Origin of the sequence: Streptomyces boninensis, from assembly GCF_048572725.1 — a bacterium.
Classification (GTDB): domain Bacteria; phylum Actinomycetota; class Actinomycetes; order Streptomycetales; family Streptomycetaceae; genus Streptomyces; species Streptomyces boninensis.
Map to the genome: position 1 here is coordinate 6,571,138 of NZ_CP183837.1, position 14,332 is coordinate 6,585,469.

Consider the following 14,332-nt stretch of genomic DNA (forward strand, 5'->3'; position numbering starts at 1 on the left):
GCAGGTGCGTCGGTCAGTACTGGTGTAACCAACCGACGTCCACGCCGGCGCGGCCCTTGGCTGTGTGGCGACTGTGACCAGGAACCCACAGCTAGGAGCTTGTCGTGTCAGCTGCGACCCCGGAACCGACGGCCGTGAAGGGCCGAACACCACTGGTGGTGCGCCTGCTCGTGCTGGCCACGTTCGTGGTGATCCTCAACGAGACCATCATGGTCAACGCCATCCCGCGACTGATGGAGGACCTGCACGTCACCGAGCAGTCGGCGCAGTGGGTCTCCACTGTGTTCATGCTCACCATGGCCGCGGTGATTCCCGTCACCGGCTGGTTCCTGCAGCGGGTCACCACCCGGCAGGCGTACGGGATAGCCATGGGCATCTTCCTCGTCGGTACGGTCCTGTCGGCCGTCGCACCGTCCTTCGCGATCCTGCTGATCGGCCGCGTCATCCAGGCCGCGGGCACCGCCGTGATGATGCCGCTGCTGATGACCACCCTGATGGTCGTCGTAGCCGCCGAGGACCGCGGCCGGGTGATGGGCAATGTCACCCTCGCCATCTCGGTGGCCCCCGCCCTCGGGCCCGCGGTGTCCGGCATCATCCTGCAGATGGGCTCGTGGCGACTGCTGTTCGTGGTCGTGCTGCCGATCGCGCTGGCGGTCACCTTCTTCGGGCTGCGCAAGGTCGAGAACATCGGTGAGCCGCAGGTCAGCGAGATCGACTGGTTCAGCGTCGGCGTCGCCGCCCTCGGCTTCGGCTCCCTCGTCTACGGCCTCAGCCTCTTCGGCGAGGGCGAGGAGAAGCGCGGGCTCGCGCTCGGCATCACCGCCGCCGGCATCGTGCTGATCGGCGTCTTCGTGCTCCGGCAGCTGAAGCTGCAGCGCGGCGGCACCCCGCTGATGGACCTGCGCTCGCTGCGGTACGGCACGTACGCGCTGTCGCTGGCCCTGATGTCCATCGGGTTCCTGACCATGATGGGCGCGATGATCCTGCTCCCGCTCTACCTGCAGAACCTGCGCGGGCTCAGCCCGCTGGAGACCGGCCTGCTGGTGATGCCGGGCGGTCTGGCGATGGGTGTGCTGGGGCCGCAGGTCGGCAAGCTCTTCGACCGCGTCGGCAGCCGGCCGCTGGTGGTGCCGGGCTCGATCGGCATCGTGGTCGCGCTGGCCGGCTTCACCCAGATCTCGATGGACATGCCGTACTGGCAGCTGCTCGGGCTGCACGTGCTGCTCATGCTGAGCCTGTCCTTCACGTTCACCCCGGTCTTCACCCTCGGCATGGGCGCGCTGCCGCCGCAGCTGTACTCCCACGGCAGCTCGATGCTCGGCACCCTCCAGCAGGTCGCCGCGGCCTTCGGGACCGCGCTGATGGTGACGGTGATGACGGCGCGTACGACGAGCGAGCTGGAGAACGGCGCCGGGCCGGCGGCCGCGCAGGTGAGCGGGCTGAAGCTGGCCTTCATCGTCGCGGCGGCGCTGGCGCTGGTGACGGTGGCGCTGGCGGCGCGGCTGCCGCAGCGGGTGGCGGCGGCGGAGGCGCCGGAGCAGGGCAGCCCGGATGAGGACGGGGAGCCGGTCAAGGCTGGGCAGCCGTGATGTAGCTCCCGTAACAGCGGTATCGCGGGCGGGCCCCTCGGCGTTCATGCGCCGGGGGGCCCGCTTTTAGGTGTCGCGCGGGGTCAGGCGGATCACCGGGTATTGGCGGGTGGATTTGCGCTGGTACTTGTCGTAGCGGGGCTGGGCGGTGGTGATGTGCCGCCAGGCCGCGTCGCGGTCGGGGCCTTCGAGGGGCTGGGGCGTGACCGGTACGGCGCCGGTGCCGGGGAGTTCGATCGAGGCTTCGGCGGGGTGCGCCATGAGATTGACGTGCCAGTCGGGGTGCCGGCTGCCGCCGCCGGAGGCGACGATCAGTCGGGAGCCATCGGCGTCGGCGAACCAGGCCACTGGGGTCTCGCGCGGCTGCCCGCTGTGGCGGCCCTTCGTGTGGAGGATGAGCAGCTCCATCCCCATGACGGCGCCGCGGCCGCGGCGGATCTTGCGGTTCATGCGGGCATTCATCTTCCGCTGGAACCATAGGGAGAGGTTGCTCTGCCTGCTCTGCTTGGTCTGCGTCATGGCTTCACGCTAGGAGCGGGGCGGTCGCCGGGGCTTCTCCGATCCTGACCGGTGTGATGTCTTCGTTGTCCACAGCGCTGAGCGAAGTGGATGCCCGGTATTGGATAATTGTTCGACGTAGGCCGAGGTAGGGAAGGGGAGCGGACGATGACAGCCTCGTGGGGGGTGCCGCCTGGCGCGGGTGCCACGCAGCCGCATGCGCAGCCCTACGCGCAGCCGCAGCCCTGGACCTGGCAGCTGAAGGAGCCCGCTCGTAACGGGCTGGGGATTGCCGGGCTGGTGTTCTCCATCTCGGGGCTGGTGCTGTGGCTGGTCGCCTTCGCCGGGCTGCCGCTGTCCGCCGCGGGCGTGGTCTGCGGCGCCGTCGCCCGGCGGCAGGCCCGGCGGGGCACCGCCACCAACGGCGGGATGGCCCTCGCCGCGGTGATCGTCGGGGCGGTCGGCGTGGTGGTGAGTGCGGTGTGGCTGGCGTTCATGATCTATCTGGTGCTGCACCCCGACCTGCTGAACGAGGCCGAGACGGGTGGCAGCTGATGACCCAGGCATCCTTCCCGCCCCCGTATCCCTCCCCGTCGTCCCCGCCGCCTCAGCCTTCGCCCCCCTCCGGCGGGGCGCCGATGGACCCCGTCATCCCGGCCGCCCCGCCGAAGAAGCCCGCCGTGTGGCGGCGGCCCAAGGTGTGGCTCGTCCTCTTCATCGTCGTGCTGTGTGGCACCGGCACCGCCACGCTCTATGTCCTGCAGAGCGAGGTCGGTCTCGGCGGGTTCATCGGCGGGATGCTGTTCGCCGCGGTCCCGGTGCCGCTGGTGCTGTGGGGGCTGGTGTGGCTCGACCGCCCGGACCCCGGGCCCGTACGCAACGTGGTGCTGTCCTTCGCCTGGGGTGCCTGCGCGGCGACGCTGACCGCGATGCTGCTCAACTCCTGGTTCCGGATCCAGGTCGGCGACCTGTCGCCGGTGTCCGAGCATGACGCGGACCGGCTGACCGCGATCGCCGGGGCGCCGGTCGTGGAGGAGATAGGCAAGGCCGTCGTCGTGCTGCTGGTGCTGTGGTTCCGGCGGCGGGAGCTGCGCGGCATTACGGACGGGATCGTGCTGGCGGGCGCCTCCGCGGCGGGGTTCGCGTTCGTGGAGAACATCCTCTACATCGGCTCCGGCTTCGTGGACGACGTAAACGAGGCGGGGGACGACGAGAGCAATGCGCCCGGGGCGGTGCTGATCTTCCTCGCGCGGGGCGCGCTGTCGCCCTTCGCGCATCCGCTGTTCACGTCGATGACGGGGATCGGGATCGCGCTGGCCGTAATGTCGCGGCGGAAGGCCGCGCGCGTGCTGTGGCCGCTGGCCGGGCTCGGCGGCGCGATGCTGCTGCACGCGCTGTGGAACGCCGGGGCGATGGTGCACCAGGCCGCGTTCATGCTGCTGTACGCGCTGCTCTTCGCGCCCACGTTGGGCGGCGTGATCTGGCTCGCGGTGTGGGACCGGCAGCGGGTGCTGGCGGCGGCGCGCGAGCAGCTCCCGCGGTATGCGGAGGCGGGCTGGCTGGAGCCGATGGAGATAGCGGCCCTCGGCTCCCGGGCGGCGCGCCGCGCGGGGCGGGACTTCGTGACCGGCTGGCATGGCAAGCAGGCGGGCAAGGAGTACGACGCGTATGTGCGCGCGGCGACCCGGCTGGCGCGGCTGCGGGCGGGGCATGCGGATGTGCTGGGGGAGGTGCCGCGGGCGGGCGTCGGCGACGCGACGGCCTTCGGGGCGCCGGTCCCGGACGCGGCCGTCTTCGGTGCCGGTGGCGCGAGCGGGCTCGGCGCGGGCGTGCCCGGCGCGGGCGGCTTCGACGCGGGCGCTTCGGATACGGGCGGCGTCGCCGCCGGCGATGGGGGCAGCGCCGACCCGGCCGGTACGAGCGACTTCGGCGCGGTGCCGGGCGGCGCGCTGCCCGGGGCGGCGGTGAGCGGCGTAGGCGCGTCCGAGCCGGCGGCGGCTTCCGCCCCCGCCCGCCGAGAGCAGGAGTACCTCGAAGCGATCTGGCAGCGGCGCCACCTGATCCGCCCCGCGCTGCTGTACGCGGCGAGCAGCCGCGGGCGCTGGGTGCCGGTGCCGGTCGGCGGGCCGGGGCCGGGTCCGGGACCAGGTGCTGCGGTGCCTGCGCCATCCGCGCCGATCCCGCCGGCCAAGCCGGCCGCCCGTGGCGACAAGCTCGCGACGACCGCCCTGGTCCTCGCCATAGCCGGCGTGCTCATCGGGGCCACCATGCAGCTCTTCTGGCTCGCGTACCCGCTCGGCGCGGCCGCCCTCGCCTTTGGCGCCGGCGCCTGGGCGCGAGTGCGGGCCGGACGTTCCACGGCCCGCGGCATCAGCCGCGCCGCGGTGACGCTCGGCGGTGCGGCGGTGGTGCTGTCGGCGATCGGGATGCTGCTGTTCTTCGAGTACTCCGATTCCGTACCGGACGAGACCCGGCCAAAGGAAGGCATCGGCGTCCGCGACTGAGTCGACTCGTCGCCAACACCCCTGGTCACAGCGGTCAGAAGGCTGCAGGATCGAGCGGTGCCGCACAGGGCGGCGGGCACCGGGAAGTCGAGAGCAGGGAGCGGCAGATGAGTCTGTCCATGGCGGCCACCACCGCGCGGATCCGGGTGGAGAGCTGGCGGGCGCGGCGCCGCGGCCCCGCGGACCTCTTCAATCGCCAGTACCCGCAGCCCGCTCCGACCCCGGCCGCCCTGCGGCGGAGCCACGAGATCACCGAGACCACCGTCGCCGGGCGCCCGGTGCTGCGCCTCACGCCCCCCGCCGGGGCGAGCGGCCACCACGTCGTCTACACCCACGGCGGCGGCTACGTGCTGGCGCTCCAGGCCGCCCACTGGCGGATCGTGGCGGGCATCAGCCGGGACACCGGCGCCACCGTCACCGTCCCGCTGTACCGGCTGGCGCCGGAGGGCAACGTCGACGAGGCGTACGACTTCCTGCGGACCGTCTACGAGGAGACCGTCGCCGAGGCGGGCGGCGCGGAGCAGGTCACCCTCGCCGGCGACTCGGCCGGCGGCGCCCTCGCCCTCGGCCAGGCGATCGCCTACCGCGACCGCGGCCTGCCGGCGCCCCGGCAGGTGATCGCCTTCGCGCCCTGGCTCGACGTCTCCCTGAGCCATCCCGCGATCGCCGCGCTGCAGCCGTACGACGCGATGCTCCAGGCCGGACCGCTGGCAGGCGCGGGCAAGCTGTGGGCGGCGGGCACCGACCCGCGCGACCCGCGCCTGAGCCCGGTACACGCGGACCTCGCCGGGCTGCCGCCGGTGCACCTCTTCCAGGGCGGCCGCGACATCCTCGCCCCCGATGTCTTCACGCTGGCGGCGAGACTGGCCGAGGCCGGGAACGAGGGGAGCTTTCAGTACGCGCCCAGCGGCGTGCATGTGTACGTCGGGGCCGTACGGACGCCGGAGGCGCGGAGGGCGCTGGAGGCGGTGCGGGGGCTGCTGCGGGCGGCGGCGTGAGAGCCCTCGCTCGCGTGGTGCCCCCCGCACCCCCTCGATAGCCTGGAGCCCGGCCAGCAGGAGGAGAGAAGCGCATGACGGCCGCGCCCAGGCCGCACCTGACGAAGGAGCCCGTCGACCCCGACGCCGAGACGCCCCTGCCCGCCCCGCGGCAGCGCGCCTGGCGCGGACAGGGCCCCGTCATCGGCATGGTCGCGCTCGGCGGCGGTCTCGGCGCCGCCGCCCGCTACGGGGCCGCGCTGCTGTGGCCGACGGCCGCCCCGGCCGCGTTCCCCTGGACGACGCTCGCCGTCAATGTCGTCGGCTGCGCGGTCATCGGCGTCTTCATGGTCGTGATCACCGACGTATGGGCGGCGCACCGCCTGGTCCGCCCGTTCTTCGGCACCGGCGTCCTCGGCGGCTTCACCACCTTCTCGACGTACGCCGTGGACATCGAGCGGCTCGTAGACGGCGGGCGCCCGGGCCTGGGCCTGCTGTACCTCGGGCTCACCCTGCTGGCGGCGCTGCTCGCGGTCTGGGCGGCCGCGTCCACCACCCGCCGCCTGGTCAGGTGGCGCGCTGAGCGAACCGGAGGCACCAGGCCATGACCAGGCTCACCGGCCCCGCCCTGCGGGTCACCATCTTCATCGGCGAGAACGACACCTGGCAGCACAAACCCCTCTTCACCGAAATCGTCCACCGCGCCCACGCCGCCGGCCTCGCCGGCGCCAGCGTCTTCCGCGGCATCGAGGGCTTCGGCGCCTCCTCCCTCATCCACACCTCCCGGCTGCTGTCCCTGAGCGAGGACCTGCCGGTCGCCATCGTCATCGTGGACACCGAGGAGCGGGTCCGCGGCTTCCTGCCGGAGCTGGACGAGCTGGTGGGGGAGGGCCTGGTCATCCTCGACGAGGTCGAGGTGATCCGTTACGTGGGCCGGGGCGGCGACCCGCGGTGAACTGGCTGTTCGTCATCGCCGGCGCCATGGTCGGCGCCCCCCTCCGCTATGTCACCGACCGCGCCGTGCAGCTCCGCCACGACTCCGTCTTCCCCTGGGGCACGCTGACCGTCAACGTCGCCGGCTGCCTCGTCCTCGGCGTCCTCACCGGCGCGGTGGTCGCGGGCGCGGCGGGAGACCGGCTGCAGCTGCTTCTCGGCACCGGGCTGTGCGGGGCGCTCACCACGTATTCGACCTTCTCGTACGAGACGCTGCGGCTCGCGGAGGAGGGGGCGCGGTTCTACGCCGCGGCCAACGCCGTCGCGAGCGTGGTGGCGGGGCTCGGCGCGGTGTTCGTCGGGGTGGCGGTGGCCGAGGCCGCCTGGGGCTGACGGCGGACGCCGCACCTTAAAGAACGATGAGTTTTTCCGGCTCCGCCGCCTTGGCGCTGCCGGGCTGGACGGGACGGGCGGGTGATCCGCAATAATGCGCGCTGTGACGGAGAAGAAGGGCACCAAGATACCGACCGTGAACGCCGCCGCCACCGACCCGGGCGCGGTGCCGGGCCTCGTGCCCGCGCACCAGGAGCCGGAGCCGGAAACGCAGGACCAGGCGCAGGCCGGCGTGGAGACGGACGAGGACGGCGACGGCGTCGAGGCGGAGGCCGCCGAGGACGCGGCGGACGCCGGCGACGCGGCGGAGAGCGCCGGCGAGGACGAGGACGGCGAGTCCACGGACGAGGATGAGGCCGACGGCGAGCCCGGCGACGGTCCCGCCTTCGAGGCCTCCGACCGCCGCGGCTCCATCGCCGTCGACGCCGACGGCGTCCGCTTCACCCTCGACGACACCGAGGCGGACTTCGGCTGGGACGAGATCGGCGCCGTCGAGTGGGCCACCTCGCGCTTCGGCCGCCGGCTCACCGTCACCGTGCACACCCGCCGCCGGCGCGAATACCCGGCCGAGGTGGCCGCGTCCAGCAAGGCCGCCCTCAACGAGTGGACGACCTCACTGGACGAGGCGCTGGACGCCTACCTCGACGAGTAGGTCAGGCGCTCAGTACCACCTGTTCGCCTGCCAGAACTCCCAGGCGCCGCACGGGCTGTCGTAGCGCTCGTTCATGTAGGTCAGGCCCCACTTGATCTGCGTGACCGGGTTCGTCCGCCAGTCGGCGCCCGCGGACGCCATCTTGGAGCCGGGCAGCGCCTGCACCAGGCCGTACGCGCCCGAGGACGGGTTCGTCGCCTTGTGGTTCCAGCCGCTTTCCCGCTCCACGATGTTGCTGAAGCAGGTGAACTGGTCCGCCGGCATCAGCTTCTGCGCCGCGGCCTTCATGCCCGCCTCGGTGGTGGGGATCGCGGACGAGCCGGAGCCACCGGAGCCGGAGGAACCGGAGCCCGAGGAATCCGACGCCTGCTGAACGGGGTTCGAGACCTTCCCGCCCTTGGTGTCCACCTTCAGCTTCGTGCCCACCTTCAGCGCGGCGGGATCCGAGCCGACCTTGTCCTTGTTGTCCGCGTAGACGCGCTGCCAGCCGCCCGGCACGTCGTATTTCGCCGCGATCTTCCCGAGCGTGTCCCCGGCCGCGACGGTGTGCGTGACGTACCGCTGGGCCTCGGCCTTGTCGGCGGCCTTGTCGGCGGAGGAGCTGGGCTTGGCGGCCGGGGCCTTGGCCTTGCCGTCGATGTCCAGCTCCTGGCCGGGCAGGATCAGGTCGGGGTCGCCGCCGACCGTCTTCTTGTTGTCCTCGTACAGCCGCTGCCAGTCGGATCCGTATCCGTGGTCCGCCGCGATGTCCGAGAGGGTGTCGCCCTTCTCCACCGTGTACGCGTTCGCGGCCGAGGCCGCGAGCGTGCCGAGCGCGGGGAGGGCGATGCCTATGCCCGCGACGGTGACGACGCGTCGGGTGCCGACGCGCTGTTTGGGTGCGCGGCGTGTGCCGGTACCGGCCATGCTGGGACTTTCTCCGGCGCCTGCGAGGTGAGCTGTCGGGTTCGGGCTGGAGCTGCCCGGCCGCGCCAATTGGTGCGGCTGCACCCCTAGTCGGGAAAGTCCCCGACGGAGAACGGTGGTTCCCCCGCTCCTGCCCTGCGGTGGCAAGACGACGGTGCCGGCCCCCGACGGGCAGGATTCGGCGGATCGGGGGACGCGGTGCTCGCATGTGCGAACTGCCGTGACACTAAGAGATCTCGGCGGTAGATCACAAGCACATCACGGACAAACGCTCGACCCTTGACCCTCCGTGGTTGCTCCGGTACGCATGCGTCCCCCGCGTTCCCGACTTTCCGTTTTTAAGCCGATGTTGAGGCCGCTCCCAGACGGCTGTGAAATGCGCTGCCTAATTTCCCCGGCGTGTCCCGCTCACCGCGCATCGCGCTCACGACCGCCGCCTTTCTGGCCCTCCTGACCCTCGCCGCGGGTACGGCATGCCAGTCACCGGCCCGCACCGCGGAAGCGGCGGAGCCGTCGAAGTCGCCGAAGTCACCGGGGAAGACGGACAATCCGTCCCCCTCGCCGACACCCACCCCCGACCTCGACGCGACGGTGGACGCCGCCCTCGCCGCCCTCCCGGTCCCATCAGGCCGGTACGCCCTCGCCGTTACGGACCTCACCACCGGCGACACCGCCACGCACGGCGGCGGCACGTACGACACCGCCAGCATCGCCAAGGTCGACATCCTTGCCGCCCTGCTGCTCAAGGCCCAGGACGCCCACCGCAAGCTCTCCGCGTCCGAAACCCGCCTGGCCGAAGCGATGATCACCCGCAGCGACAACGACGCCGCCGACGCCCTCTGGCAGTCCATCGGCGGCGCCGCGGGCCTCGCCGCCGCCAACAAGCGCCTGGGCCTGACCGATACGGACCCGGGCAGCGGCGGCCACTGGGGCCTGACCCGTACCACCGCGGCGGACCAGCTCCGCCTCCTCAAGGCCGTCTTCACCACCGACTCCCCGCTCACGCGCGCCTCCCGGGCCGTCCTCGACGACCTCATGTGCCGCGTCGTCCCCGACCAGCGCTGGGGGATATCCGCGGCGGTCACGGGCGCCGCCGACGGCTCCGTGGCGCTCAAGAACGGCTGGCTGCCGCGCACCGCCACCGGCCGCTGGGACGTCAACAGCATCGGCCGCGCCCAGCGCGCGGGCCACACCTACCTGATCGCGGTCCTGTCCGACGGCCACACCACCCGGCAGCACGGCATCGAGACGGTCGAGCACGCCGCGGAGACAGCCGTCGACGCGGCCGTTGAGGCTGCGGCCACATAGCAGTAAACGCTTCCACACTCCCCTCCCCGCACGCGGGGAAGTACGCAAATCCGGGACGCGGCGGGGGTCGCGCACCTACCCTTTTCTCTGTGCCTGGCTTGTCCGGTCGGGTCCTTGTTGTGGACGACAACAAGGTGATCCGGCAGCTGATCAGGGTCAATCTCGAGCTGGAGGGCTTCGAGGTCGTGACCGCGGCCGACGGTGCCGAATGCCTGGAGGTCGTGCATCGCGTACGGCCCGATGTGATCACTCTCGACATCGCGATGCCGCGCCTCGACGGCCTGTGCACCGCCGCCCGGCTGCGCGCCGACGCCCGCACCCGCGACCTGCCGATCGCCATCGTCAGCGCCTGCACGCAGCTCGAGGCGGAGGCCGGGCGGTCGACGCCGGTCGACGCCTTCCTGGCCAAGCCATTCGACCCGGCGGATCTGGTCAGCCTGGTCCGCCGGCTGCTCGCGAGTACGGGCGACGGCCGCGGCGCCGGGGCGGAAGGCCCCGCGGCCGACGGCGCCGAGTCCGCCGAGAGCGCCCTGCGCTGATCCCACCGGGCGAAACTGGTTAGCCCTGGCCCCCCACCCCTGAAATACGCTTGCCCCGTGACCCCCGCCGAACTCTCCCGCACCGTCCGCTGCGCGCTGCGCGCAGCCACGGCGGAGGGCGAGCTCACCCTCTCCGGCGACCTGCCGGAGCGCATCGTCGTCACACCCCCGCGCCCAGGCGGCACCGGCGACTACGCGACAAGCATCGCCCTGCAGCTCGCCACCGCGGCAAACCTCCCACCGCGCGAGCTGGCCGAGCGCCTCCGCCCCCGCCTGGAGCGGGCGGACGGCATCACCAAGGTCGAGATCACGGGCCCCGGCTTCCTGAACTTCACGCTGGCGGCGAACCGGCACGAGGAGACGATCGCGGCGGCCCTCCGGGAGGGCGGCTCGTACGCGGAATCGAGCGCGCTGGCGGGGGAGACGTACACACTGCACCCGACCCCCGGGGACGTACGAGCAGAGCTCACGGCACAGTCCCTGTCCAGGCTCCTCCGCGCCGCCGGCGCGGAGGTCATGCCGCTCCCTCCGGGGGAAGGCGTCCCGCAAGGCGGGACGGGTTGGCCCGGGACGTTTCGCAACCCGCCCCACCCAGCCGGCACCGCGATCGACGTACGCGTACACCCCACCCCCCTGAGCCGCGCGCAAGCAGAAGAAGCTCGCTCATGGCCAGAAGACCCCCTCCGCTGGGCCCTCCTCCGCCCCGCCGCAGGCGACCGCCCCCGCCTCGACGAGACCCTCCTCACCTCCCACGAGTCCAGCCCTCTCTTCCGCATCCAGTACGCCCACACCCGCACCCGCGCGACCGCGCGCAACGCAGCAGACCTCGCGATACGGCACACTCTTCAGGGCGACATCCCGAGCACCGAGGGCGCAGCCCTCATCACGGCGATCGCCGATCTCCCCACCGTCGTGGAGACCGCCGCGATCCACCGGTCCCCGGACCGGCTCGCTCGCCACCTGGAGCAGCTCGCGACCGCCTGCCTCGCCTTCCAGGCGGACCACCCCCCGCTACCCCGCGGTGACGAAGAGGTCACCGAGAAACACCACGCGCGGCTGCGCCTCACCGCCGCCGCCGGGACGGCGCTGAAACAGGGCCTCACCCTGCTCGGCATCACCGCCCCCGAACGCATCTGAACCAGCCGTCCCAGCCGCCGTCCCAAGCAGCCGTCCCGAGAAACCCGCCCGAGGAGCCAAGCCACCGTGAGTCGTTCCGCCCACCCCGCAGGACCCCGGCACGCCGACGTGCTCCCCGAGGGGCACTACTCGCCGCCGCCCGCCGACCTGAACACGCTCGACAAGCGCGTCTGGTCCCGTACGGTCGACCGCGCCGCCGACGGCGCCGCCACCGTCGCCGGCATCCCGGTCACGCGGCTCGCCGAAGAGCACGGCACTCCGGCGATCTTCCTCGACGAGGACGACTTCCGGGCCCGCTGCCGCGCCTGGGCGGACGCCTTCGCCGGCGCCGACGTCTTCTACGCGGGCAAGGCCTTCCTCTCCCGGGCGGTCGTGCGCTGGCTGACCGAGGAGGGCCTCAACCTCGATGTCTGCTCCGGCGGCGAGCTCGCCGTGGCCCTCTCCGCGGGCATGCCCGCGGACCGCATCGCGATGCATGGCAACAACAAGTCCAACGAAGAGATCGAGCGCGCCGTAGAAGCCGGCGTCGGCCGCATCGTGCTCGACTCGTACCAGGAGATCGTCCGCGTCGCGCACATCGCCCAGCGGCTCGGCAAGACGCAGCGCGTCCAGATCCGCGTCACGGTCGGCGTCGAGGCGCACACCCACGAGTTCATCGCGACCGCCCACGAGGACCAGAAGTTCGGCCTCGCGCTCGCCGACGGGGTGGCCGCGGAAGCCGTACGCCGCGTCCTCAAGCTCGATGGCCTCGAGCTGGTCGGGATCCACTCCCACATCGGCTCGCAGATCTTCGACATGGCCGGCTTCGAGGTCTCCGCCCGCCGCGTCGTCGGGCTGCTCCGCGAGATCCGCGACGAGCACGGCATCGAGCTGCCCGAGATCGACCTCGGCGGCGGCCTCGGCATCGCGTACACCACCGACGACGACCCGCGCGAGCCGCACGAGATCGCCAAGGCGCTCGGCGACATCGTCTCCCGCGAGTGCACCGCCGCCGGCCTCGCCCAGCCGCGCCTGTCCGTCGAGCCGGGCCGCGCCATCGTCGGCCCGACCGCCTTCACGCTGTACGAGGTCGGCACGGTCAAGGAGCTCGACGGCATCCGCACCTACATCAGCGTCGACGGCGGCATGTCCGACAACATCCGCACCGCCCTGTACGACGCCGACTACACGGTCGCGCTGGTCTCCCGCGCTTCCGACGCGGCGCCGATGCTCTCCCGCGTGGTCGGCAAGCACTGCGAGTCCGGCGACATCGTCGTACGGGACGCCTACCTGCCCGCGGACGTCGCCGCGGGCGACCTGCTGGCGGTCCCGGCCACCGGCGCGTACTGCCGCAGCATGGCGAGCAACTACAACCACGCCCTCAAGCCGCCGGTCGTCGCCGTGAAGGACGGCGAGGCAAAGGTGATCGTCCGCCGGGAGACGGAGGAAGATCTCCTGCGGCTGGACGTCGGCTGAGGATCATCTCAATAAGCAAGTCACCTGTCTCGTATTCTGGACAGCGGGTCGCGGTCGCGGCCCCCTGGGCGAGACTGGTCCGGAAGACAAACGCGCGTCTGCGGGAAGCGAGGTCGTGATGAGCGAGGCATCGCCACTGAAGGTGGCATTGCTCGGCTGCGGTTCGGTCGGCTCCGAGGTGGCCCGCCTCATGACGACGCACGCCGACGACCTCGCCGCCCGCATCGGCGCCCCGGTCGAGCTCGCCGGAGTGGCCGTCCGCCGGGCCGGGCGCTCACGCCCCGGCATCCCGGACGAGCTCCTCACCACCGACGCGAAAGCCCTGGTCAAACGGGGTGACATCGACGTAGTCATCGAGCTCATCGGCGGCATCGAGCCGGCCCGCGGCCTCATCACCACCGCCTTCGAGCACGGCGCCTCCGTCGTTACGGGCAACAAGGCCCTGCTCGCCGAGGACGGCCCCGCGCTCTACGCGGCCGCCGACGCCCGCGGCGTCGACCTGTACTACGAGGCGGCCGTGGCCGGCGCGATCCCCCTCGTCCGCCCCCTCCGGGAATCCCTCGCGGGCGACAAGGTCAACCGGGTCCTCGGCATCCTGAACGGCACCACCAACTTCATCCTCGACCGGATGGACACCCTGGGCGCCGGCTACAGCGAGGCCCTCGACGAGGCCACCGCCCTCGGCTATGCCGAGGCCGACCCGACCGCCGACGTCGAGGGCTACGACGCCGCCGCCAAGGCCGCGATCCTCGCCGGCATCGCCTTCCACACCCGGGTCCGCCTCGACGACGTCTACCGCGAGGGCATCACCGAGATCACCGCAGCCGACATGGCCTCGGCGAAACGGATGGGCTGCACCGTCAAGCTCCTCGCCATCTGCGAGCGCGCCGCCGACGGCCGCTCCGTCACCGCCCGCGTGCACCCGGCGATGATCCCGCTCAGCCACCCGCTCGCCTCGGTCCGCGAGGCGTACAACGCGGTCTTCGTCGAGGCCAGCGCCGCCGGCCAGCTGATGTTCTACGGACCCGGGGCCGGCGGCTCGCCGACCGCCTCCGCCGTCCTCGGCGACCTCGTCGCCGTCTGCCGTAACAAGCTCAACGGTGGCCACGGGCCCGGCGAATCGGCGTACACGCAGCTGCCCGTCGGCCCGATGGGCGACGTGGTCACGCGGTATCACATCAGCCTCGACGTGGCCGACCGCGCGGGCGTGCTCGCCCACGTGGCGGCCATCTTCGCCGAGCACGACGTGTCCATCGACACGGTCAGACAGCAGGGCAAGGATGGCGAGGCATCGCTCGTCGTCGTCACCCACCGGGCGCCGGACGAGGCGCTGCGGACGGTCGTCGACGAGCTGAGGAAGCTCGACTCCGTGCGGGGAGTCGCCAGCATCATGCGGGTCGAAGGGGAATAGAGGAACCAGCCCATGAACGCACTTATCGAC

Annotated in this window: 15 protein-coding genes and 1 riboswitch; of the genes, 13 read left to right on the forward strand and 2 right to left on the reverse strand. The window is 72.2% G+C overall.

Annotated elements, in window-relative coordinates; translation table 11 throughout:
• Positions 1-104 precede the first annotated feature (104 nt).
• Complete coding sequence (locus ACNNMR_RS30210; RefSeq protein WP_419997839.1) at positions 105-1,589, forward strand: MDR family MFS transporter; 1,485 nt, start codon at positions 105-107, stop codon at positions 1,587-1,589.
• 66 nt (positions 1,590-1,655) lie between these two features.
• Here ACNNMR_RS30210 and ACNNMR_RS30215 read toward each other — a convergent pair whose 3' ends face one another.
• Positions 1,656-2,108 carry a nitroreductase family deazaflavin-dependent oxidoreductase gene (locus ACNNMR_RS30215; protein WP_419997840.1) on the reverse strand — a complete coding sequence of 151 codons (453 nt, stop codon included), beginning with the start codon at positions 2,106-2,108 and terminating at the stop codon, positions 1,656-1,658.
• 147 nt (positions 2,109-2,255) lie between these two features.
• On the opposite strand from ACNNMR_RS30215, the gene ACNNMR_RS30220 reads away from it, so the two are divergent.
• The 7 genes from ACNNMR_RS30220 to ACNNMR_RS30250 all read left to right on the forward strand — a co-directional run bounded on the left by ACNNMR_RS30220 (position 2,256) and on the right by ACNNMR_RS30250 (position 7,546).
• On the forward strand, positions 2,256-2,642 hold the full coding sequence (locus ACNNMR_RS30220) for a DUF4190 domain-containing protein (protein WP_419997841.1): 387 nt from the start codon (positions 2,256-2,258) through the stop codon (positions 2,640-2,642).
• 83 nt (positions 2,643-2,725) lie between these two features.
• Positions 2,726-4,591, forward strand: a complete 1,866-nt coding sequence (locus ACNNMR_RS30225) for a PrsW family intramembrane metalloprotease (RefSeq protein WP_419997842.1) — start codon at positions 2,726-2,728, stop codon at positions 4,589-4,591.
• Positions 4,592-4,698: 107 nt separating this feature from the next.
• Positions 4,699-5,589, forward strand: coding sequence for an alpha/beta hydrolase fold domain-containing protein (locus ACNNMR_RS30230; protein WP_419997843.1), 891 nt, complete (start codon positions 4,699-4,701; stop codon positions 5,587-5,589).
• A gap of 74 nt (positions 5,590-5,663) precedes the next feature.
• Entirely contained in the window at positions 5,664-6,176 is a 513-nt protein-coding gene (gene crcB / locus ACNNMR_RS30235) for a fluoride efflux transporter CrcB (RefSeq protein ID WP_419997844.1), read from the forward strand.
• Positions 6,173-6,523: a DUF190 domain-containing protein gene (locus tag ACNNMR_RS30240; RefSeq protein ID WP_419997845.1), complete on the forward strand. Its 351-nt coding sequence runs from the start codon at positions 6,173-6,175 to the stop codon at positions 6,521-6,523. Before crcB (ACNNMR_RS30235) ends, ACNNMR_RS30240 begins: the two co-directional genes overlap by 4 nt.
• Positions 6,520-6,894, forward strand: a complete 375-nt coding sequence (crcB, locus tag ACNNMR_RS30245) for a fluoride efflux transporter CrcB (RefSeq protein ID WP_419997846.1) — start codon at positions 6,520-6,522, stop codon at positions 6,892-6,894. The genes ACNNMR_RS30240 and crcB (ACNNMR_RS30245) overlap by 4 nt, the downstream gene beginning before the upstream one ends.
• 103 nt (positions 6,895-6,997) lie before the next feature.
• Positions 6,998-7,546: a hypothetical protein gene (locus tag ACNNMR_RS30250; protein WP_419997847.1), complete on the forward strand. Its 549-nt coding sequence runs from the start codon at positions 6,998-7,000 to the stop codon at positions 7,544-7,546.
• A gap of 9 nt (positions 7,547-7,555) precedes the next feature.
• On the opposite strand, the gene ACNNMR_RS30255 is transcribed toward ACNNMR_RS30250, so the two are convergent.
• Positions 7,556-8,452: a LysM peptidoglycan-binding domain-containing protein gene (locus tag ACNNMR_RS30255; RefSeq protein WP_419997848.1), complete on the reverse strand. Its 897-nt coding sequence runs from the start codon at positions 8,450-8,452 to the stop codon at positions 7,556-7,558.
• Positions 8,453-8,454: 2 nt separating this feature from the next.
• Positions 8,455-8,608, reverse strand: a riboswitch (cyclic di-AMP (ydaO/yuaA leader).
• Between the two features lie 243 nt (positions 8,609-8,851).
• On the opposite strand from ACNNMR_RS30255, the gene ACNNMR_RS30260 reads away from it, so the two are divergent.
• The 5 genes from ACNNMR_RS30260 to ACNNMR_RS30280 all read left to right on the forward strand — a co-directional run bounded on the left by ACNNMR_RS30260 (position 8,852) and on the right by ACNNMR_RS30280 (position 14,302).
• Positions 8,852-9,760 carry a serine hydrolase gene (locus ACNNMR_RS30260; RefSeq protein ID WP_419997849.1) on the forward strand — a complete coding sequence of 303 codons (909 nt, stop codon included), beginning with the start codon at positions 8,852-8,854 and terminating at the stop codon, positions 9,758-9,760.
• A 119-nt stretch (positions 9,761-9,879) separates the two neighbouring features.
• Positions 9,880-10,299 carry a response regulator gene (locus ACNNMR_RS30265; protein WP_419997850.1) on the forward strand — a complete coding sequence of 140 codons (420 nt, stop codon included), beginning with the start codon at positions 9,880-9,882 and terminating at the stop codon, positions 10,297-10,299.
• A gap of 57 nt (positions 10,300-10,356) precedes the next feature.
• Complete coding sequence (nrtL, locus tag ACNNMR_RS30270) at positions 10,357-11,436, forward strand: ArgS-related anticodon-binding protein NrtL (protein WP_419997851.1); 1,080 nt, start codon at positions 10,357-10,359, stop codon at positions 11,434-11,436.
• Between the two features lie 66 nt (positions 11,437-11,502).
• Positions 11,503-12,891: a diaminopimelate decarboxylase gene (lysA, locus tag ACNNMR_RS30275; protein ID WP_419997852.1), complete on the forward strand. Its 1,389-nt coding sequence runs from the start codon at positions 11,503-11,505 to the stop codon at positions 12,889-12,891.
• A gap of 118 nt (positions 12,892-13,009) precedes the next feature.
• A complete protein-coding gene (locus tag ACNNMR_RS30280) occupies positions 13,010-14,302 on the forward strand; it encodes a homoserine dehydrogenase (protein ID WP_419997853.1) in 1,293 nt (430 codons plus the stop codon).
• Positions 14,303-14,332: the final 30 nt, after the last annotated feature.